This is a genomic window from Enterobacter sp. 22499 (genome assembly GCF_052044815.1).
GTDB lineage: Bacteria > Pseudomonadota > Gammaproteobacteria > Enterobacterales > Enterobacteriaceae > Enterobacter > Enterobacter bugandensis.
Map to the genome: position 1 here is coordinate 29,771 of NZ_JBQENR010000005.1, position 18,352 is coordinate 48,122.

Annotated in this window: 21 protein-coding genes and 1 pseudogene; 8 read left to right on the forward strand and 14 right to left on the reverse strand. The window is 59.1% G+C overall.

Translation table 11 applies throughout. The features are described 5' to 3' along the window. Positions 1-95: 95 nt before the first annotated feature. Together ACTJI7_RS15380 and ACTJI7_RS15385 are read left to right on the forward strand one after the other, a co-directional pair. Entirely contained in the window at positions 96-404 is a 309-nt protein-coding gene (locus ACTJI7_RS15380) for a carboxymuconolactone decarboxylase family protein (RefSeq protein ID WP_028015385.1), read from the forward strand. Continuing rightward, a complete protein-coding gene (locus tag ACTJI7_RS15385; RefSeq protein ID WP_248071517.1) occupies positions 404-784 on the forward strand; it encodes a tautomerase family protein in 381 nt (126 codons plus the stop codon). Before ACTJI7_RS15380 ends, ACTJI7_RS15385 begins: the two co-directional genes overlap by 1 nt. Here ACTJI7_RS15385 and ACTJI7_RS15390 read toward each other — a convergent pair. The 7 genes from ACTJI7_RS15390 to ACTJI7_RS15420 all read right to left on the reverse strand — a co-directional run bounded on the left by ACTJI7_RS15390 (position 775) and on the right by ACTJI7_RS15420 (position 6,382). Then, the gene (locus ACTJI7_RS15390; RefSeq protein WP_248203793.1) at positions 775-1,839 is read right to left on the reverse strand and encodes a DUF2955 domain-containing protein; all 1,065 of its coding nucleotides are present in this window, start codon (positions 1,837-1,839) and stop codon (positions 775-777) included. The genes ACTJI7_RS15385 and ACTJI7_RS15390 overlap by 10 nt on opposite strands. Continuing rightward, complete coding sequence (locus ACTJI7_RS15395; protein WP_120279559.1) at positions 1,829-2,896, reverse strand: HlyD family secretion protein; 1,068 nt, start codon at positions 2,894-2,896, stop codon at positions 1,829-1,831. The genes ACTJI7_RS15390 and ACTJI7_RS15395 overlap by 11 nt, the downstream gene beginning before the upstream one ends. After that, positions 2,893-3,363, reverse strand: coding sequence for a MarR family winged helix-turn-helix transcriptional regulator (locus ACTJI7_RS15400; RefSeq protein ID WP_028015381.1), 471 nt, complete (start codon positions 3,361-3,363; stop codon positions 2,893-2,895). Before ACTJI7_RS15400 ends, ACTJI7_RS15395 begins: the two co-directional genes overlap by 4 nt. A gap of 149 nt (positions 3,364-3,512) precedes the next feature. After that, complete coding sequence (locus ACTJI7_RS15405) at positions 3,513-4,208, reverse strand: ArsR/SmtB family transcription factor (RefSeq protein ID WP_063154862.1); 696 nt, start codon at positions 4,206-4,208, stop codon at positions 3,513-3,515. Next, positions 4,183-4,578: a hypothetical protein gene (locus ACTJI7_RS15410; protein ID WP_063154863.1), complete on the reverse strand. Its 396-nt coding sequence runs from the start codon at positions 4,576-4,578 to the stop codon at positions 4,183-4,185. Before ACTJI7_RS15410 ends, ACTJI7_RS15405 begins: the two co-directional genes overlap by 26 nt. Beyond that, positions 4,571-4,894, reverse strand: coding sequence for an antibiotic biosynthesis monooxygenase family protein (locus ACTJI7_RS15415; protein WP_041911331.1), 324 nt, complete (start codon positions 4,892-4,894; stop codon positions 4,571-4,573). Before ACTJI7_RS15415 ends, ACTJI7_RS15410 begins: the two co-directional genes overlap by 8 nt. A gap of 75 nt (positions 4,895-4,969) precedes the next feature. Further along, complete coding sequence (locus tag ACTJI7_RS15420; RefSeq protein WP_440670765.1) at positions 4,970-6,382, reverse strand: aldehyde dehydrogenase family protein; 1,413 nt, start codon at positions 6,380-6,382, stop codon at positions 4,970-4,972. Between the two features lie 100 nt (positions 6,383-6,482). Between ACTJI7_RS15420 and ACTJI7_RS15425 the strand changes: the two genes are divergently transcribed. After that, positions 6,483-7,385, forward strand: coding sequence for a LysR family transcriptional regulator (locus ACTJI7_RS15425; protein ID WP_028015376.1), 903 nt, complete (start codon positions 6,483-6,485; stop codon positions 7,383-7,385). Here the strand turns inward: ACTJI7_RS15425 and ACTJI7_RS15430 are convergent. Continuing rightward, positions 7,372-7,851 (reverse strand): carboxymuconolactone decarboxylase family protein, encoded by a 480-nt coding sequence (locus ACTJI7_RS15430; RefSeq protein ID WP_014882392.1) that lies wholly within the window; start codon positions 7,849-7,851, stop codon positions 7,372-7,374. The genes ACTJI7_RS15425 and ACTJI7_RS15430 overlap by 14 nt on opposite strands. 101 nt (positions 7,852-7,952) lie before the next feature. Here ACTJI7_RS15430 and pdxR point away from each other — a divergent pair, with 101 nt between their 5' ends. Next, the gene (gene pdxR / locus ACTJI7_RS15435) at positions 7,953-9,341 is read left to right on the forward strand and encodes a MocR-like pyridoxine biosynthesis transcription factor PdxR (RefSeq protein ID WP_063154865.1); all 1,389 of its coding nucleotides are present in this window, start codon (positions 7,953-7,955) and stop codon (positions 9,339-9,341) included. A 39-nt stretch (positions 9,342-9,380) separates the two neighbouring features. On the opposite strand, the gene ACTJI7_RS15440 is transcribed toward pdxR, so the two are convergent. Then, on the reverse strand, positions 9,381-9,542 hold the full coding sequence (locus tag ACTJI7_RS15440) for a DUF1127 domain-containing protein (RefSeq protein WP_063154866.1): 162 nt from the start codon (positions 9,540-9,542) through the stop codon (positions 9,381-9,383). Between the two features lie 176 nt (positions 9,543-9,718). On the opposite strand from ACTJI7_RS15440, the gene ACTJI7_RS15445 reads away from it, so the two are divergent. Next, on the forward strand, positions 9,719-11,134 hold the full coding sequence (locus ACTJI7_RS15445) for a PLP-dependent aminotransferase family protein (RefSeq protein ID WP_440670763.1): 1,416 nt from the start codon (positions 9,719-9,721) through the stop codon (positions 11,132-11,134). 79 nt (positions 11,135-11,213) lie between these two features. Here ACTJI7_RS15445 and foxA read toward each other — a convergent pair whose 3' ends face one another. The 3 genes from foxA to ACTJI7_RS15460 all read right to left on the reverse strand — a co-directional run bounded on the left by foxA (position 11,214) and on the right by ACTJI7_RS15460 (position 14,772). Further along, positions 11,214-13,325, reverse strand: coding sequence for a ferrioxamine B receptor FoxA (gene foxA / locus ACTJI7_RS15450; RefSeq protein ID WP_440670803.1), 2,112 nt, complete (start codon positions 13,323-13,325; stop codon positions 11,214-11,216). Positions 13,326-13,446: 121 nt separating this feature from the next. Continuing rightward, positions 13,447-14,400, reverse strand: a complete 954-nt coding sequence (locus ACTJI7_RS15455; RefSeq protein WP_440670761.1) for a helix-turn-helix transcriptional regulator — start codon at positions 14,398-14,400, stop codon at positions 13,447-13,449. A 138-nt stretch (positions 14,401-14,538) separates the two neighbouring features. After that, positions 14,539-14,772: a DUF2171 domain-containing protein gene (locus ACTJI7_RS15460; RefSeq protein ID WP_028015371.1), complete on the reverse strand. Its 234-nt coding sequence runs from the start codon at positions 14,770-14,772 to the stop codon at positions 14,539-14,541. Positions 14,773-14,993: 221 nt separating this feature from the next. Between ACTJI7_RS15460 and ACTJI7_RS15465 the strand changes: the two genes are divergently transcribed. After that, positions 14,994-15,182, forward strand: a complete 189-nt coding sequence (locus tag ACTJI7_RS15465) for a hypothetical protein (protein ID WP_047363975.1) — start codon at positions 14,994-14,996, stop codon at positions 15,180-15,182. A gap of 38 nt (positions 15,183-15,220) precedes the next feature. On the opposite strand, the gene ACTJI7_RS15470 is transcribed toward ACTJI7_RS15465, so the two are convergent. After that, the gene (locus ACTJI7_RS15470; protein ID WP_047367254.1) at positions 15,221-16,342 is read right to left on the reverse strand and encodes a ribosomal protein uL16 3-hydroxylase; all 1,122 of its coding nucleotides are present in this window, start codon (positions 16,340-16,342) and stop codon (positions 15,221-15,223) included. 135 nt (positions 16,343-16,477) lie between these two features. After that, a pseudogene (locus tag ACTJI7_RS15475) lies at positions 16,478-17,083 on the reverse strand (ATP-dependent Clp protease proteolytic subunit); the annotation flags it as partial. Between the two features lie 85 nt (positions 17,084-17,168). Between ACTJI7_RS15475 and ACTJI7_RS15480 the strand changes: the two are divergent. Then, complete coding sequence (locus tag ACTJI7_RS15480) at positions 17,169-17,555, forward strand: VOC family protein (RefSeq protein ID WP_045631073.1); 387 nt, start codon at positions 17,169-17,171, stop codon at positions 17,553-17,555. 179 nt (positions 17,556-17,734) lie between these two features. After that, positions 17,735-18,352 carry a response regulator transcription factor gene (locus ACTJI7_RS15485; RefSeq protein WP_045259555.1) on the forward strand — a complete coding sequence of 206 codons (618 nt, stop codon included), beginning with the start codon at positions 17,735-17,737 and terminating at the stop codon, positions 18,350-18,352.

The window sequence follows — 18,352 nt, forward strand, 5'->3', positions numbered from 1 at the left end:
CATCCTCATTTTCAGGACATTCAGTCCTGAACATTGCGATTTTATTTATGGTGGCAGCCTGCGAAAGTGATTTCCAGACGACAGGAGGAATAAAAATGAGCACAACACTGAATCGCGACACGCTTGCGCAGGTTTCCCCTAAGCTGGCGGAACTGAGCCAGCAGGTACTTTTTGGCGATATCTGGCAGCGTCCGCAGCTAGCCCCGCGGGATCGCAGTCTGATCACGCTTGCCGCGCTGGCAGCCCTGGGGCGCACCGCGCAGCTTCCCTGGCATATCGGCTTCGCCCGGCAAAACGGCGTGACGGACGACGAAATAGCCGAAGCGTTTACCCATTTGGCGTTTTACGCAGGCTGGCCGGCCGCCGTCAGCGCGCTGAGCAGTCTTGCAGAGGAGAAACAGTAATGCCGTTTGTTCGTATCATGACGGGTGACCGCTATAGCGAGATGCAGCAAAAGCAGATCTCGGACATTCTGCACCAGGCGCTGACGGAAACCTTCGCCGTTCCCGCACAGGACAGATTCCATTTTTTTGAATGCTTCGCGGCCGGGGATCGATACATTGATCGGCACTATCTCAGCACGGGCAGAACGGAGGGGGCGATACTGTTTAATATCGTTGCTGGTAAGCCGAGGAGCAATGAACAGAAATCTGCCCTCTACCACCAGCTGGCTGCGCAACTGAATGAGAAGATGGGCATTGAAGGTGGAGACGTGATGGTCGTTATCCAGTTTACGGCCGCTGAGGACTGGAGCTTCAGCGGCGGCAAACGCTATCAACCCTGAATGACGTAGCGCGTGACGGCGAAACGGTTCAGGATCAAATGCACCAGAAAGACCATCGTCAGCGTCGCCACCAGCGAAAAGGTCACGGAGGTGATGCGATAGAGATCGCTGAACACCAGGTCGCTGTCCGGGTGCATGTTCTGCCCGAACATAATGCCGATGGTCGTGATGCTGGAAAACCCCACGCCCGCGCCCACTTTCTCCATCACGTGCAGCCGCGCGCCAAACGCCAGGCCGAGGCCAATCAGCGGCATCATCAGCAGCATATGGCTGCTGTGATCGTAGAGGATAAGCTGCACCACCAGAATGTAGAGGCAGCCCAGCACTACCCCGACCACGCGCCAGATGGAGCTCATCACCGCGCCGCGATAGTGCATAGGGAACAGGATCAGAATTCCTGCCATCAGCGCCGAGAGCGAATCGCTTAAGTCGCTAATCTGAAACACCACGAAAATCATCGTCGCGACGCTGCCGGAGAGCAGCGACTCGTGGCGCACGCGGGCGTCGTCTTTCTCAATCAGCGGCGGCGGCTTGCGGGGCTCCACGTCCGGCAGCAGGTAGTTCATCAGCGCGCTCAGGCACACCGCCATCACGCTCGCTTCAATGTTGGAAAACAGCAGCGTGTGCCAGTTGGTGGTGGGGTAGCTCATAAAGTTGAGCATTACGCTCTGGCACACAACGCCCATCGAGCCGAACAGGAACAGCGGCCCTTTGCTCATAAAACGAAAACGCATCACGTAAAGAGCAAATACCACCAGCGTCATGATGACCGGCCATTGGGAAAGATAGCCGATGATAATCACCATTTCGACGCAGTTCAGCGATGCGCTGAAGATAAACTGCTTCGCCACGTGGCGGTTAAACACCGGCACCAGCGACAGCAGCATGATCGGATAGACCACGAAAAACACGCCGTAGCTGGTGTTGTAGAAGCTCGATATGCTCAGGGCAATCATCCCGGCAAAAACGATGCGCAGGGTCTGGCGAAAGTCGTTTGCCGTGTAGACGATGTTGCCGTGCGGGGTAAAGACCCGCGCCAGCGTATTAATAGACATAGTGAAGCAGGCTCACCAGGTGGATCTGCATTCCAGAGAAGAAGCGCGCAAACGGCCCTTCGCTGTTGTAGAGCTGCACGGTCGCCCGCGCGCCGGTTGGCAGCGGCTTCGGCAGCGGCTCATCCAGCGTGACGTGAATGCGCATGCGTTGGGCGTCTCGTACCCAGCGGTTAGAGGTCTCCGGCTGGGAGAGCTGGCCGTTAACCGCCTCCTGGCCTGCGAGGATCCCCGCGTCGCTGCTGGCCACGTGGGCGCGGAACACCTGCCCCGGGAAGGCGTCAAACACTACGGCGGCATCGGTGCCCTGACGGGTATGGCGCAGGCTCTTCTCGCGGAAATCGGCCACGATATCGGTCTGGTTGTTTACCAGCGCCAGCGCGGCGGACCCGGATGAGGCGTAAAAACCGGGGCTTAACTGCAGGTTACTGACCGTGCCGTCCGCCTGGGCGTAGACCTTTGTCCAGCCGAGGTTCAGCTCTGCTTCATCCAGCGCGTTGCGGTATTTTTGCAGCGTCACGTTGCGGTGTTCTTCGCGCTCGCCGCGCTGGATGCGCAGGTTCCGGATGTTGGCCTGAATCGTGCTGACGGACTGCTCGCTGCTCTGCCAGGCGGTGCGGACCTTATCCAGATCCGCCTGCGATACGTTCTGTAACGTGCTCAGTTTCTGATAGCGTTCGAAGGTTACCTTGTCGTTACGTGCGGTCAGCACCGCGGTTTTCAGGCTGGCCTGCGCGGCGGCGATCTGCGCGTCCAGCTGTTCGTTAGAGAGACGCGCCTGCTCCAGCGCGATTTGCGCCGCTTCCACTTTATTGCGAAACGGCGTGTCGTCGAGCGCAAACAGCAGATCGCCTTTCTTCACCTGGCTGTTGTTGTGGACATGTACCGCCGCCACGTAGCCGGAGACGCGCGGAGAAACCGGCGTCACCACGCGCATGACGGTGGAGTCTGGCGTCAGCGGGATCCAGATATCCGCGACGACAAAATAGATAAACATCAGCAGGAAAGAGGCAATACTCACCCTTACCCAGCGGGCAAATTTTTGTTCAGGGGTCATTATTTTTCGGTCTTGTTGTCTTCTTCGCGGATTGTCCGCAAATTGCAGGCGATTTGATTTAACGTGGCGCTGAAAATCTCGATATGCTCCGGCGCGATGTGTTGCGACACGCGCGCCTGATAGGTCTCAATCACCTGAGTGAGCCTTTTTAAAATGGCTTTTCCCTCAGGCGTCAGCGTCAGAAGCCGGATGCGCTTGTCATAAGGCGATGTGGTGCGCAGCAGGTAACCCTGTTTTTCCAGCTGTGTCAGGGTGCGCATCAGCGGCGGCAGTTCAATACCCTGCACCTCCGCCAGCTCACTCATTGAGACGTTATCCCCGAGCTGATGAAGCTGCATCATCACCGTCCAGCTCGACTGGGTTAAGCCGGTATCGAGAATGGCATCATCGATCACCGCACGCCACTGGCGCACGATCATTGCCATCCGCATGCCCATCGGCCTGCGGCTAAACAGCGCTTCTTCACTCATGGGGAAACCTCTCGTCACACGCGGTCAAGATAATAGTTATCAGGGTAAGTATCAAGAAACGCGAGACGAAAGAGCAGGAATTGCGAAAACGATGTCTCCCACTCCCTGTGGGAGAGGGTCGGGGTGAGGGCACCAGCCCGCAGTGGAGTTTAGCGGCTAAAATGCCTCCTGACGGCACTTTTTCCCGAAGCCGTCACCACCACCTCCCGATACCCCGCCACCCGCTGGATCCACCCTTTGCTTTCCAGATGAATAAGCAGCGCCGCGCCAGCTTCGCCTCCGAGGTGAAACCGCCGCTCGCTCCAGTCCAGACAGGCGCAGCAGGCCTTGCGGCGCGGATGAGCGCTTAACGACACGCCGAGCTTCAGAAACTGCTCTCGGCCATACAGCGTGAGTGCTGAACCGTCTGCCTCCAGCCAGCCTTCCGCCTGCATGAAATCGTAGATCTTTACCGCCACCTCGCCCGCCAGATGATCGTAGCAGGTGCGCGCCTCCCGCATGGCCTTCGGCGCGGTGGTTTCCGGCGGCGCAATGCGGCTCCAGGAGAGCCCCATCATCTGTTCGATCAGCTCCGCCACGTCGTGCCCCGCCAGACGATAGTAGCGGTGCCGCCCCTGAGACAGACAGGTAATCAACTTTCCCTCCACCAGCCGGGCGAGATGCCCGCTGGCGGTCGAGGGGGCGACGTCTGCCGCGGTGCTCAGTTCGGTGGCGGTCCACGCCCGCCCGTCCATCAGCGCACACAGCATCTTCACGCGCGACGGATCGGCCATTGCCGCCGCCACCGCCGCAATGGCCTTCTCCAGCGCCGCGCCGTTATCAGTCGGTAAGCTTGTCTTTAACATGTGCTGCCCAGGGTTCGGTGATTTCTGCGGCCAGCTTATCATCATCCGTCAGCAGAATAAGGTGATTCGCATGGTCGCTGTACTGGGTAAGAACAGACACGCCGCGTGCCGCCAGCGCCGCCGCAATTTCACCCAGCTCCCCGGGGCGCGCCTGCCTGAGCTTTCTGATCACCGGCTTTCGCACCGCCTGCACGGTAAACCCGGCCTCCACCAGCACGCGGCGGGCTTTTTCCCCGTCCTCCACCAGGAAATGGGCATCGGTACCGAATACGCCGCCACCCTCAAGCCCCACGCCGTTGCGCCCCAACAGCTGTCCAAAGCGCGCCAGCTCGCCGGGCCCGTCGCGGAAAATCACGTGAATGTCATACATTCGCGCGCCCTCCCGTTTCGGAACTGTACTCCCGCACCAGCTGCGCCACGCGAATACGGTAGAAAGAGAAAATCGACTCCCGCCCTTCGGCCTGCGCCGCCTGATGGAAAACGTTCTGCTTCCAGCGGCGGACGGCCTCTTCATCCCGCCACCAGGAAAGGGAAAGAATTTTGCCGTCGGTCGTCAGGCTCTGGAACCGTTCGATATCGATAAAACCGTCGATGTCGGCCAGCAAAGGCTTAAGCTCTGCGGCAAGTTGGAGGTAGCGCGCCTGATGGGCAGGCGCGGCTTTGGCTTCGAAAAGGACTGCGATCATGATGGTCTCTCCGCTGTGATGTTGAGGAGAGAATGCAGGATGGAAAAACACAATGCTTCGGTAAAGAGCGAAGCTTTAGCCCAGAACCGACCTCGGCTCCATAAACGCGCGGATCCCCCACTCGCCCATCTCGCGCCCCACGCCGGAGTGCTTAAACCCGCCGAACGGCGCTTTCGGTTCATGGGCCAGGGTGTTCACCAGTACGCGACCGGAAACAATCTGCTGCGCCACGCGGCGCGCGCGGTCCGCACCGCCCAGCACCACCGCGCTCAGGCCGTAGTCCGTGTCGTTGGCAATGGCAATCGCCTCCGCCTCGTCACGATAGGGAATTACGCACAGCACCGGGCCAAAAATCTCGTCGCGGGCAATCGTCATTTGGTTGTTCACGTCGGCAAACAGCGTCGGGCGCACAAACCAGCCGTCCTGCGTGCCTTCCGGCCGCCCCTCGCCGCCCGCCAGCAGGCGCGCCCCCTCTTCGACACCTTTGCTGATATAGCCCTGCACCCGCTGCCACTGCTTTGCGCTGACCATCGGGCCGACGTCCGTTGATTTATCGCGCGGATCGCCGGAGTTCACCGCCGCTACGGCCTGCGCCAGCGCGGTTTCGATCTCCGCCTTACGCGAGTAAGGCACCAGAATGCGCGTACCGGCCACGCACGCCTGCCCGCTGTTCATAAACCCGGCCTGAATCACCAGCGGGATCGCCTGCGCCAGATCCACGTCATCCAGCAGGATCGTCGGCGATTTCCCGCCTAACTCCAGCGTCACGCGCTTAAAGCTTTCCGCCGCGTTGCGCAGGATCGCCTTGCCGGTATGCGTCGAACCGGTAAACGAGATTTTTGCCACGTCCGGATGGCGGCTGATTATGTCACCGACCGTCTCACCCCGTCCGGTGACGATGTTAAACACGCCCGGCGGCAGAGCCGCATCGCGCAGCGCTTCGGTGACAATCTGCGTTTGCAGGGCGCTCATTTCGCTCGGCTTGATCACCGCCGTACAGCCCGCGGCCAGCGCGGCCGCCAGCTTGCCGCAGATAAATCCTGCGTCGCTGTTCCACGGCGTAATCAGCCCGGCCACGCCAAGCGGCGTCATCTGCACCGTGGCTGCGCCCGCGGGGGTGACGAATTCAAACGTCTCCAGCGCCTCAATCGCCTGAGCAATCACCTCCGCCGGATAGCTGGCCATCCACGCCGAGCGCGAGGCGGGCGCGCCGTACTCTTCGATGACCGCTTCCAGCAGATCGTCGTGACGAGCGGCCACGGCGGCGTGCATACGTTTTAGCGCGGCAATGCGCTCCTGCTTTGTCGTCTGCGACCACGCGGGGAACGCCGCTTTTGCCGCCGCAACGGCGCGCGCTGCGTCAACCTCATCCGCCAGGCGTACCTGCCCGATGACCTGCGCCGTCGCCGGATTGTATAAATCAAACCGTTCGGTGCCGTGCGGGGTAACAAATTCGCCGTTAATAAAGATCTGTTCGATAGTGTGCATATAAACCTCCTCAGGCTGTGTGAGCACAGTCTGGCACGGCTTCTCCGTTGCGATAATCCACGCTATGCTGCAAGGGTTGTTTCGATTTTCAGGATAATCTATGCATCGTTCAGGTCTGACAGAGCTGGAAGTGGTTATGGCGGTGGTGCGGCGCGGCAGCTTTCGCGGCGCGGCGCAGGAGCTCGGCATGTCCGCCACGGCGGTCAGCAACGCTATCGCCGGGCTGGAGAGCCGCCTTGATACCCGCCTCTTTAACCGCACTACCCGCAGCGTGGCGCTCACCGACGCCGGACAGCGCTACGTGGCGCGCGTTGGCCCGGCGCTGCAGGAGATCCGCCTCGCCAGCGAGGAGATCCACAGCGACACTGGGGAACCCGCCGGCACGCTGCGTCTGAACGTGCCGAACCATATCGGCACCCTGTTTCTGGACCAGCTGCTGATCGACTTTATGATCCGCTATCCGAAGATGCGCGTGGAAACCGTCAGCGAAGCGCGCATGATCGACATCGTCGCGGAAGGCTACGACGCGGGGATCCGCCTTGAGGAGTCCGTGCCGCAGGACATGATCGCCGTGCCGCTGACCGGGGAGATCCGCCAGCTGGTGACCGCCACGCCGGACTATTTTGCCCGTCACGGTACTCCGCAGACGCCGGACGATCTGCTTTCACATCAGGGGATCGGCATGCGCATGGCCCACGGCGGGATCTACCGCTGGGAGCTGGCGCGTCGGGGGGAAACGTACGCCCTTGCCGTACCGCCGCGCTTTGCGACATCCGATCTTTTCGCCTCGATCCGCGCCGTAAAGGCGGGATTAGGGGTAGGATTTTTGCCGGAACTGTATATCCGGGAAGAGCTTGAGCGTGGAGAACTGGTGAGCGTTTTAAACGACTGGGCGCAGCCCTTTGCCGGGCTGCGCCTGTATTACCCCGGCCATCGCCACGTCCCGCCGGGACTGCGGGCGCTGGTGGCGATGATCCGCGAGCGCGGGATTATTCCAGGTTAGCCTTATTCAGCCCGTAAGCCGCGTCCAGCGAGCCGGGCGCCATGCGGGAAGTGATCCCCAGACGGTTCCAGGCGTTGATCGCCACGATGGCGAAGTTCAGCTCTGAAATCTCCACGTCCGAGAAGTGCTCCGCCACGCTGCGGTACAGCGCGTCGCTCACCCCGTGAACGCCAATCTGGGTCAGCGCTTCGGTGAAGGCCAGCGCGGCTTTCTCGCGGGCGCTGAACAGCGGGGACTCGCGCCAGGCCGCCAGATGGTACAGGCGCAGCTCGCGTTCCCCGGCGATTTTGGCCTCTTTAGAGTGCATATCCAGGCAGAAGGTGCAGCCGTTCAGCTGCGACACGCGAATGTCGATCAGGTGCTTCAGCGCCGGGTCGATGGAGGTTTTTGCCACCTCCATACTCAGGGCAGACAGCGCGTTGGCGAGGGCAGGTGTAACTTTATGGTGGTTAACGCGAGTGCTCATTGTCTTTCCTCTTTTTGTGCGGCATGTGCCGTGCGATGAGGCAAATCTACGCCGTTCATGACATAGTAAAAAGATACAAAAAGCGTGAAATGAGGTAGGACATGAAGCCGGGCTATCACGACATTTATTCCCGCTATCGCGACAACATCACGCGCGGCGTGCTGAAGCCGGGGGATAAGGTACCTGCCATCCGCGTGCTGGCGGAAGAGCTGAAGGTGGCGCGCAAAACCGTCGAAACGGCGTACGCCATTCTGACGGGTGAAGGGTATCTGGTGAGCCAGGGCGCGCGCGGCACGCGGGTCAACCCGGATTTACTGCTAACGGATAACAATGCCCCTGCGGAACAGCCTACCGGCACGCTTCCGGCCTCGCTTATCAGCCAGCGCGAGCGGGCCGGATTTCTGCGCCCCGGCATCCCCGCCCTCGACAGCTTCCCGTATAAAAAATGGCTGCTGCTGGCGGGCCAGGCGACGCGCGCCATGCGTCAGGAGGAGATGCTCAACCCGCCCGTCCTGGGCTGGTATCCGCTGCGCCAGGCCATCGCCAGCTATCTCAATATCTCGCGCGGCTTGTCCTGCACCGCCGAACAGGTGCTGATCACCAGCGGCTACAGCGGCAGCCTGCGGCTGATCCTCGATACCCTCGCCAGCCGCAGCGACAAGGTGGTGTTTGAAGATCCGGGCTACTTTATGGGCCAGCAGCTGCTGAAGCGGATCGTGCCGCGCCTGCACACGGTGCCGGTCGATCGCTGCGGCATTGATACGGAATACCTGCTTCGTCACCATCGTGACGCGCGTTTTGCCATCGTCACCCCCTCGCACCAGAGCCCGCTGGCGGTGACGCTCTCCCTGCCGCGCAAGCAGCAATTGCTCGACTGGGCCAGCCAGAACGAGGCGTGGATCATCGAAGACGATTACGACGGGGAGTTTCACTACACCCGCAAGGTGCTGCCGTCGCTGAAAAGCCTCGACCAGCACGACCGGGTGATCTTTATGGGCACCTTCAGTAAAACCATCATGCCGTCGCTGCGCATGGGCTACGTGGTGATGCCCGCCAGCACCGTCGGAGCCTTTACCGACTGCGCGGATATCACCACCAGCGGCCAGCCGGTGCTGATGCAGAAGATCCTCACCGCGTTTCTCAACGAAGGGCATTTTTTCCGCCATCTCAAAAAGATGCGTGCGCTGTACCAGACCCGCCGCGACTGGATGATTGCCGCCCTGCGCGAGGTGTATGGCGATCTGTTTTTCACCGAGCAAAACGACGGCGGAATGCATATCGTGGCGTTTCTCACCAAAGGGAGCTGCGACCGGGAAATGGCCCGCTGCTGGCAGGAACAGCAGCTGCAGGTCAATGCGCTCTCGGAGTGGTATCGCGGGTCGGGCAAACGCTACGGGCTGGTGATGGGCTATAACAACGTACGAACGTATCAGGAGGCGGTGGAGCTGCTGGAAAGGCCGAAACGGCAGACGCTCGCGCTGTTGAGCTGAAAAACGCCGGGTGGCGGCTGCGCCTTACCCGGCCACGGTTTAAATATCATTGCGGGATAACCCAACGTCCTTGAGCTGCTCGTCGCTCATCTGGCTCAGGATGCGGCGGGTCCGGTTGATGCGGTACCAGTTACGCAGCGTTTTTGCGATCCAGACAAACACAATAAACGGACGTTTTGAACGATTCTCGTAGAATTCCATAATGCTCTCCTCACTGTGCCAGTGGGGTTATCTTCCTGCAAATCGACCTGCGCAATACAGATGCAAAAACAACTTTTATTTAACATACAGATCCGCTAAAACGGTATCTGCATGCCGTTTTTTGCGGCAATCTGTACTGGTTTAATAATCTGTATGGTGAAAATAAAGGATACAGCATGACACGCTATCAACACCTGGCCAACCTTCTGGCAGAACGCATTGAACAAGGGCTGTATCGCAGCGGCGAGCGTCTGCCGTCGGTGCGCGCCCTGAGCCAGGAGCACGGCGTGAGCATCAGCACCATACAGCAGGCCTACCAGATCCTCGAAAACCTTCAGCTGATCACCCCTCAGCCGCGCTCCGGCTATTTTGTCTCGCCGCGCAAGGCCCAGCCGCCCGTTCCGGCGATGACGCGCCCGGTGCAGCGCCCGGTGGACGTCACCCAGTGGGATGAGGTGATGATGCTGCTGGACGCCCGCGCCGACAAAGAGATGATCTCCTTTGGCGGCGGCTCGCCGGACATTAACCAGCCGAGCCTGAAGCCCCTGTGGCGCGAGATGAGCCGCCTTGCGCAGCATAACCCAAGCGAGATGCTGAGCTATGACGTGTTCGACGGCCGCCTTGAGCTGCGCGAGCAGATCGCCCGCCTGATGCTGGACGGCGGCTCGACCGTCTCGGCAAGCGACATTGTGATCACCAACGGCTGCCACGGCGCGCTGTCGATCGCCCTGCTCTCGGTGTGCAAACCGGGGGACATCGTGGCGGTGGAATCGCCATCTTTTCACGGCACCATGCAGATGCTGCGCGGGTTTGACATCAAGGCGATTGAAATTCCCACCGACTCTGAAACCGGGATCAGCATTGAGGCGTTAGAGCTGGCAATGGAGCAGTGGCCGATCAAGGCGGTGATCCTGGTGCCCAACTGCAATAACCCGCTCGGGTTTATCATGCCGGAAGCGCGGAAAAAACAGGTTTTAGCCCTCGCCCAGCGGCACGATATCGTGATTGTGGAGGATGACATTTACGGTGAGCTGGCGGCGGAGTACCCGCGCCCGCGCACCATTCACTCGATGGACATCGACGGCCGCGTGATCCTTTGCAGCTCGTTTACCAAAACCGTGGCGCCGGGCCTGCGCGTCGGCTGGATTGTGCCGGGACGCTATTACGACCGGGTGATGCACATGAAATACGCCGCGGGCGGGTTTAACGTGCCGGGCACCCAGATGGCGGTGGCGGCGTTTATTCGCGACGGCCATTACCATCGCCACGTGCGCCGTATGCGCCAGATTTATCAGCAGAATATGGAAACCTACACCTGCTGGGTGCGGCAGTATTTTCCAGCGGAGATTTGCGTCACGCGCCCGCAGGGGAGCTTCCTGCTGTGGGTTGAGCTGCCGGAGAAGGTGGATATGGTGTGCGTCAGCAAGCAGCTGTGTCGGCTGAAGATCCAGGCGGCGGCCGGGTCGCTGTTTTCCGCCTCCGGGAAGTACCGCAACTGCCTGCGGATCAACGTGGCGCTGCCGCCGACGGATAAACATCGCGAAGCGTTGAAGAAGATGGGCGAGGCGATTGTGATTGCGATGGAGGAGTAGCACGTTTTTTAGCGCCGGTGGCGCTACGGAATAGAGTAGGCCGGGTAAGGCGAAGCCGCCACCCGGCAAAATCAACGACTCAGAACTTCCACGAAACGCTGCCCACAATGCTGCGTTCTGCACCGAAGTAGCAGTAAGAGAGCGAGTTACACGCCGCAACGTAGCTTTTGTCCGTCAGGTTATTGACGTTCAGCTGCGCACTCACGCCCGTAAGCCCCACTTTTGACAGGTCATACCCCACGACCATGTCCACCAGCGTGTACGACGGAAGCGTATGGGTGTTCTGGCGATCGCTGGCGATCCCGTTGACATAGCGCACCCCGGAGCCGACGGTCAGGCCGTCCAGCGGGCCGGTTTTGACGTCGTAGCTCAGCCAGGCGCTGGCCATGTTACGCGGGGCATAGACGGCGCGCTTGCCCTTCTCTTCCGGGCTGCTCTTCTTATAGCGAATATCCGTGTAGGTATACGCCGCCTGCATGCGCAGGCTGTCGGTCAGCTGACCAATCGCCTCCAGCTCAACGCCTTCGGATTCGATTTCACCGATGGAACGGTACGGATCGGTCGGCTCCTCTTTGGTGGCAATGTTCTTCTGGTTGATGCGGAACACCGAGGCGCTGAACTGGCTGTTGTTCATCCCTTCTGGCTCATACTTCACGCCCGCTTCCCACTGCTTGCCCTTCATCGGATCCAGGATATTGCCCTGCTCGTCGGCAAAGCTGGTCGGCGTAAAGGCGGTGGAGTAGCTGACGTACGGCGCAACGCCGTTATCAAACAGATACAGCAGCGCCGCGCGGCTGCTGAAGTTGTTTTTATCCAGATCGCTGCGGGTATGGTTGAAGTTGTCGACGTTCGACACGCTCACCTGGTCGTAACGCCCGCCGAGCGTCAGGCGCCAGCGGTCTACGGACATCTGATCCTGTAGGTAGTAACCGGTCTGGCGAAGCTTATGCTTTTCCCTGCTGTACTGGGTGATGTAGTCCGGCTTCGCACCGTAAACCGGGTGGAAGGCGTCAATCGGCGGGAAGCTGCCATAGTAGCCGGTCACGTTGTTGGTGCGATCCTGATAGTCCATGCCGATCAGCACGCGGTGGTTCACCGCCCCGGTGTCGAAGCTGCCGTCGACCTGGTTATCCAGGGTGATGGCGTTCATCTTCTCGTCGGAGCCGGAATAGCCGCGGTTCAGCTCGGTGTCATTCAGCCAGCCTGCGGCATACACCTGGTTCAGCTCCACTTTGGTGTGCAGGTAGCGCAGCTTCTGGCGCACGGACCAGCCGCTGTCAAACAGGTGCTCAAGGTTATAGCCGACCATGTTTTCCCGACGATCGTACTTGTCGTAATCGTCTTCACCTTCAAAGAACGTGTTGGAGATTTTCTTCCCGCTGTGCGGCACAACCGTGCCCTCATACGGCAGGCCGGAGTGGCTGCCGCCTTCCGGATCGCGGTGCAGGTAGGCCATCAGATCCAGACGGGTGTTATCGGTGATACGCCAGGTCAGACTCGGCATCAGCGCGTAACGCTCTTCCTTCAGCGGATCGAACTGGGAATCGGCATAGCGGGTCATCCCGCTGAGGCGCACCGCCACGCGGTCATTATCATCAACCGGGCCGGTGACGTCGAACATCGCCCCACGCTGGCTATTGTTCCCGGCGAAGAGCTTGATCTCCCCGCCCGGATCGAACGACGGCTTACGAGAGGTAAGCGCCACAATCCCGCCCGGCGATGAACGGCCATAGAGCACGGAGGCCGGACCGCGCACGACTTCGATACTGTCCAGGAACCACGGATCAACCACCAGCGAGCTGTGGGAGTTGGTGTCGCCCATCATCTTCAGGCCGTCCAGGTAGACGTTGTCCAGGCTGCCGTCAGAGAAGCCGCGCAGCACCATGTAGTCAAAGCGGTTAGACGCCCCAATCTGGTTGCTGTAGACACCCGGCGTGTAGCTCACGGCCTGACGCACGCTGGTTGCGCCCTGCTCTTCGAACTGCTCGCGCGTGACGATAGAGACCGACTGCGGAGTTTCAATATCCGGCGTTTCAAGCTTGGTGGCCGCAGACTGCATCTGCGAGGTCACCACCACGGTGTCAGTTTTTTGCGCATCCTGCGCCAGTAAAGGAAAAGCGACGCTACCGGTAACCCATCCCACCAGCAGTGCCAGACGCGATTTAGCAAACATAACCCTCTCCAGAGATATTTCTTATTGTTAATAAGAATTATTACCTTTTTGAGAGTGCAAACGGCTATGCGCGCCGCCAGGTTACGTATGCGTGATGCTAAACCGCACGGGATGCGTTCGCGCGATGGGCGAAATTACGTTAGCGGAGTTTGCGCACGTCGCCCGGAGAAATCCCGTAATGACGACGAAATGCGGTGGCGAAGTTGGTGGCATGCTGATACCCGCACATCCAGGCCGCCTGCTGCACGCTGTGGCCTTCCAGCAGATAGCGGCGCGCCAGCGCAAGGCGACAGTCGCGAAGATAATCGAAGAGGGTGCAGCCGTAGCGCTGACGGAACTTGCTGCGCAGGCTGCTTGGGCTCATTGCAGCCAGGGCTGCCAGCTGCGCGAGTGTATGATCCCGTTCAGGAGACTGTTCCAACATGCAACGTACGCGTTCCAGGCGCGCATGCTCAGGGCGGCTCGGGCAGGGCTGCTGGCGCTGGTTCAGGCCGTGGCCGAGCAGCTGGTACATCAGCCCCTCCAGCAACAGCTTACGCGCGAGCACGCTTCCCCTCTGCTGCTGCGCATGCTGAATGCCTGACATAACAAACTCGGGAACGTGCCAGACAAACGTGGGTGTATTCAGGTTTTGCCATTCCAGCAGCAGCGACTCAAGCAGGGCTTCACGCCCGGCTTCATGCGGGTACACGCCAAACGAGAGCGTTTTCAGCGCGCTGTCAGCGTCGTGACGCGCGCTCATCACCTGCTCCTCACTCAGACGGGCGCTGAACGCCATGCCGGGACGAACGTGATAGTCGATGCCATTGAGCGCAATCGTAACGCACCCTTCCAGAACTACCAGCATATAGAGCGGGCTGCTGTGGCGGGATGTGGTTTCGTAGGGTTGTAATACATGCACGTCGGAGTGGGTCAGCGAAATGCCGGACGAGAGCGTCATCTCTTCCACATTCCCCTGCAACACCGGGCTGCCGCTGATCTGATCCCCTTTTAACAGCGGGAAACGGTAGTCGATGCCGTAGCGCTCGCCGAATACCTGAAAATCCTCAACAAAAAATATGCGTTTCGCTGATCTATTTTCACTCTGGAGCATAATTCGGGGCCTGCATCGGGAAAAGGACAGGCAAAACAGTACCATCCCTTTGCCATATCAGCAATCACCGGGCGCAGACACTATTACGCTCCGGACAAAGCCGGAGCGAAGGTATATATTTCTTTACGAGAAATATATTTATGCTTCCTGCCACTCAGCAAAAACCTCTTTATGGTTTTTGGTCAGGATAACTTTATTATCTTCGACCTTATCGACCCAGCCGAGAGGAATAAAGTGGTGCTTGCCGCCTGATTCAGGGTCACTCTTAGCAAGCTTGATACGCTCGCCGTCTAAATGGTCCACAACCCCGACGTGCGTTCCGCAGCTGGCGACAACCTGAGTGTGATCCTTAATTGCGCTTTTATCTACCATAATCATTCTCCTGTTTCGGTTATTTGCCTGTTGCACGAAAAATAACTGTAGCGCATAAATTCAGGCTTAAAAGGCTTATTAGCATTTTGAAACATCATTGACAGAATGGAATATGATGTCTATTTAACGCCGAAATGAAAAAAATAAGAATGAGATGAATTATTTCCGACTGATTATTTCCCGATCATAATTAAATTATCGCAACCAACGAGGAGGTATTTATGACGATTCGCAACAATAATCGGGCAGAAATTTCGCTGGCTCTTGGTGAAGCGGTCCTGGACATCGTGCAAAAAGGCCATGAGGTATCGCGAGAGAATCTCGCCCAGGCGATGAAAATCAAAGCGGAGAAAGAACGCGACGACGAGCGGCTTTTGAACTACTGGAAGGCGTGTAATATGCTGGTTTGAACGTAGCGGCGTTTAGGCTGACTAAACGCCGCCCCCTGTTACTCGTCGAAGTACCAGTACCCCTGGTTAATCAGCCCGGTGAGTTCGTCAACAAACGCTGGGTTTTTCAGCGCATCGCCCAGCTCGGCCTGGCCGAGTTCGGTGTAGCGGCACAGCGCATCCGCGCCCTTCGCGTCTACCGTCTCCAGCTGTTCGCTGTTGATGAAGACGCTGCCGTTAACGTTCAGCACGCGCAGGCCGCTCAGGCGCGACAGCGTTTCGCCGCCCTGCAGCGCGTCCAGCACCTCGTCTGCCGAATACGGCGGCTCGGCGGCGGCGATATCCAGCTCGTGGCGCGGCGTGGAGACGAAGCTGCCAAACCATTTCGTGAAATCGTCCGGCTTGCTAATCATGTCGATCATCATCTGACGGATACGATCGAGCTCATACTGCTCCACGCGGCCCGGGTGTTCGCGGCAGGTCAGATCCGGATCGCTGTAGTGCTCGCCGCCCAGATCGTTTTCCAGCGCGTAGTCGGCAAAGCTGCTGATCAGATCGCGGCCGTTCGGCCCGCGGAAGCCGACGGAGTAGTTCAGCGCCGTTTCATGGGTGAAGCCGTCATGGGGGAATCCAGGCGGAATATAGAGGATATCGCCCGGCTCAAGATCTTCGTCGATGATCGGCTCAAACGGATCCACGTGCAGCAGCGCCGGATGCGGGCAGAACTGACGCATCGGCAGCTTGTCGCCCACGCGCCATCGGCGGCTGCCCATCCCCTGAATGATAAACACGTCGTACTGATCGATATGCGGACCCACGCCGCCGCCCGGCACGGAGAAGGAGATCATCAGATCGTCCAGACGCCAGTCCGGCAGGACGCGGAACGGACGCACCAGCTCCGCGGCGGGCATATGCCAGTGGTTCACCGCCTGCGCCAGCAGCGACCAGCCGGTTTCGCCCAGACCGTCAAAGTGCTCAAACGGACCATTGCTGGCCTGCCATTTGCCGTTAGCGTGGCTCACCAGACGGCTATCGACTTCCGGCTCCATCGCCAGGCCTGCCAGCTCGTCCGGGGTAATCGGGTCGACAAAATTCGGGAAGGCATTTTTCAGCACTACGGGTTGTTTTTGCCAGTATTTCTCAAGAAATTCCGGCCAGTTCAGGTTCAATTGATACGCCATGGGTAGCACCAGTGAGAGGGGAAACAGGCGCGATTATAGGCAAGAAGGCAGAGGGGGAACTTGTCATGGGTCAAACGAGCGCGCGTAGGTCGGGTAAGGCGAAGCCGCTACCCGACACGTACACGGCGGTAAAACTTAATCCAGGTTCAGCTCGTCGTAATGGGTAATCAGTTTGCCCACGATGCCGTAGTCCAGCGCTTCTGCCGGAGACATCCAGTAGTTGCGGTCGGTGTCTTTTTTCACTTTTTCCAGCGGCTGGCCGGTGGCGTCAGCGATCAGCTTGTTGACGCGATCCAGCATGCGAATGATCTCGCGCGCTTCGATCTCAATATCCGTCGCCTGACCGCGCACGCCGCCCAGCGGCTGGTGGATCATAAAGCGGGTATTCGGCAGCGAGTAGCGGTGCTCTTTTTTCGCTGCAAGGAAGATGGTGATCCCGGCGCTTGCCACCCAGCCGGTGCCGATGACGTGCACTTCCGGGCGGATGAACTTGATGAAGTCGTGAATGGTGTCACCCGCTTCCACGTGGCCGCCCTGGCTGTTGATGTACAGCTTGATCGGATCGTTGCTGACGCTTTGCAGCAGGATCATCTGGGTAATGACCTTCTGCGCCAGCTCCTGGTTGATCTCGCCGGAGATGACAATCGAACGGGACTCCAGCAGTTTTTGCTGCAGAGCGCCCGCGCCGCTTGACCCTTCCGCTTTGTCCTTGTCGCTTTCTTTCAGTGTGTAGTGCATTGTTGTTTCCTCAGCTTGTCGCGCTCAAAACCAGAGTGTAGCCTGTTTTATCGGTGAAAGTCCTCACAGACAAATAACGAGGGATCTTATGAATATTGCACATGTCGCACTCTGGACCCGCAGCCTTGAGGCCCAGGTTCAGTTCTGGGAAACGGTGTTTAATGGCCGCAGTAACGAACGCTACGTCAGCAAAAACCGTCCGGGGTTTGAATCCCATTTTATTACCCTGGATGACGGGCCGACCCTCGAGCTGATGACGCTGCCGGACCTGCCCGACGCCCCGTCGCACCCGGAGTTTATCGGCTGGGCGCATATCGCCATTAACGTCGGCAGCAAGGCAAAAGTGGACAGCATGGCCGAGCGGGCGCAGGCAAACGGCACGCTGCTCAGCGCCCCGCGCATGACCGGGGACGGCTTTTATGAAGCGGTAATCGCGGACCCGGACGGCAACCGCATTGAGCTTGTCGGTGCATAAAAACAGCGTTTCATTCCTTCACCGCCCCCGCCCCGGCTCGCTATACTTCATATGGTTATCATATTGTTAAATGATAATGATATTTAATGTGTTAAGATGAAAGTCAGCATAAACAGTCTCTTACGCCACCGTTGAGACTGTTTGCATCCTCGACATTTAAATCAGCACCGGGGCGGTGAATGGAACACATTGTGTATGTGGTTGATGACGATGACGCGGTCAGGCAGTCCGTAATCGGGCTGCTGGAATCGGCAGACTTAAACGCCATCGGCTTTTCATCAGCAGAAACGTTTCTTCAACACCGGTTTGAGGATCTGCCGTCGTGCGTGATCCTCGACATGCAGATGCCCGCCATCTCTGGCTTCGAGGTGGCGGACGCGCTCAAAGACAGCGGGCGCGAGATCCCGATTATTTTTCTCACCGGCCACGGCACTATCCCGATGTCGGTGCGCGCCATCAAAGGCGGCGCGTACGAATTTCTCACCAAGCCCGTTGAATCCGCCGCGCTGATCGACGCCATTGAGTCCGCGCTGCAGCTGGCGGAAAACAACGCCGTGCGCAATAAAGAGCACTACGCCCTGAAGCAGCGCCATTTGTCCCTCACGCCGCGCGAGCACGAGGTGCTTGAGCTTGCCATCACCGGCAAGCTCAACAAGCAGATTGCCGCCGAGCTGGGCGTCAGCGAGATCACGGTGAAGGTGCACCGCCGCCGCGTGATGGAGAAAATGCAGGTGCGCTCCGTCGCCGAGCTGGTCAGGGCCGTTGAGCGCCTGACCAAAAGCCAGCCCGCGGAATAA

Bases quoted from the DNA above. Each gene is read 5' to 3' on its own strand.
- ACTJI7_RS15380 (WP_028015385.1), top strand. From the start codon at position 96: ATGAGCACAACACTGAATCGCGACACGCTTGCGCAGGTTTCCCCTAAG.
- ACTJI7_RS15385 (WP_248071517.1), top strand. From the start codon at position 404: ATGCCGTTTGTTCGTATCATGACGGGTGACCGCTATAGCGAGATGCAG.
- ACTJI7_RS15390 (WP_248203793.1), bottom strand. From the start codon at position 1,839: ATGTCTATTAATACGCTGGCGCGGGTCTTTACCCCGCACGGCAACATC.
- ACTJI7_RS15400 (WP_028015381.1), bottom strand. From the start codon at position 3,363: ATGAGTGAAGAAGCGCTGTTTAGCCGCAGGCCGATGGGCATGCGGATG.
- ACTJI7_RS15405 (WP_063154862.1), bottom strand. From the start codon at position 4,208: ATGTTAAAGACAAGCTTACCGACTGATAACGGCGCGGCGCTGGAGAAG.
- ACTJI7_RS15410 (WP_063154863.1), bottom strand. From the start codon at position 4,578: ATGTATGACATTCACGTGATTTTCCGCGACGGGCCCGGCGAGCTGGCG.
- ACTJI7_RS15415 (WP_041911331.1), bottom strand. From the start codon at position 4,894: ATGATCGCAGTCCTTTTCGAAGCCAAAGCCGCGCCTGCCCATCAGGCG.
- ACTJI7_RS15420 (WP_440670765.1), bottom strand. From the start codon at position 6,382: ATGCACACTATCGAACAGATCTTTATTAACGGCGAATTTGTTACCCCG.
- ACTJI7_RS15425 (WP_028015376.1), top strand. From the start codon at position 6,483: ATGCATCGTTCAGGTCTGACAGAGCTGGAAGTGGTTATGGCGGTGGTG.
- ACTJI7_RS15430 (WP_014882392.1), bottom strand. From the start codon at position 7,851: ATGAGCACTCGCGTTAACCACCATAAAGTTACACCTGCCCTCGCCAAC.
- pdxR (WP_063154865.1), top strand. From the start codon at position 7,953: ATGAAGCCGGGCTATCACGACATTTATTCCCGCTATCGCGACAACATC.
- ACTJI7_RS15440 (WP_063154866.1), bottom strand. From the start codon at position 9,542: ATGGAATTCTACGAGAATCGTTCAAAACGTCCGTTTATTGTGTTTGTC.
- ACTJI7_RS15445 (WP_440670763.1), top strand. From the start codon at position 9,719: ATGACACGCTATCAACACCTGGCCAACCTTCTGGCAGAACGCATTGAA.
- ACTJI7_RS15455 (WP_440670761.1), bottom strand. From the start codon at position 14,400: ATGCTCCAGAGTGAAAATAGATCAGCGAAACGCATATTTTTTGTTGAG.
- ACTJI7_RS15460 (WP_028015371.1), bottom strand. From the start codon at position 14,772: ATGGTAGATAAAAGCGCAATTAAGGATCACACTCAGGTTGTCGCCAGC.
- ACTJI7_RS15465 (WP_047363975.1), top strand. From the start codon at position 14,994: ATGACGATTCGCAACAATAATCGGGCAGAAATTTCGCTGGCTCTTGGT.
- ACTJI7_RS15470 (WP_047367254.1), bottom strand. From the start codon at position 16,342: ATGGCGTATCAATTGAACCTGAACTGGCCGGAATTTCTTGAGAAATAC.
- ACTJI7_RS15480 (WP_045631073.1), top strand. From the start codon at position 17,169: ATGAATATTGCACATGTCGCACTCTGGACCCGCAGCCTTGAGGCCCAG.
- ACTJI7_RS15485 (WP_045259555.1), top strand. From the start codon at position 17,735: ATGGAACACATTGTGTATGTGGTTGATGACGATGACGCGGTCAGGCAG.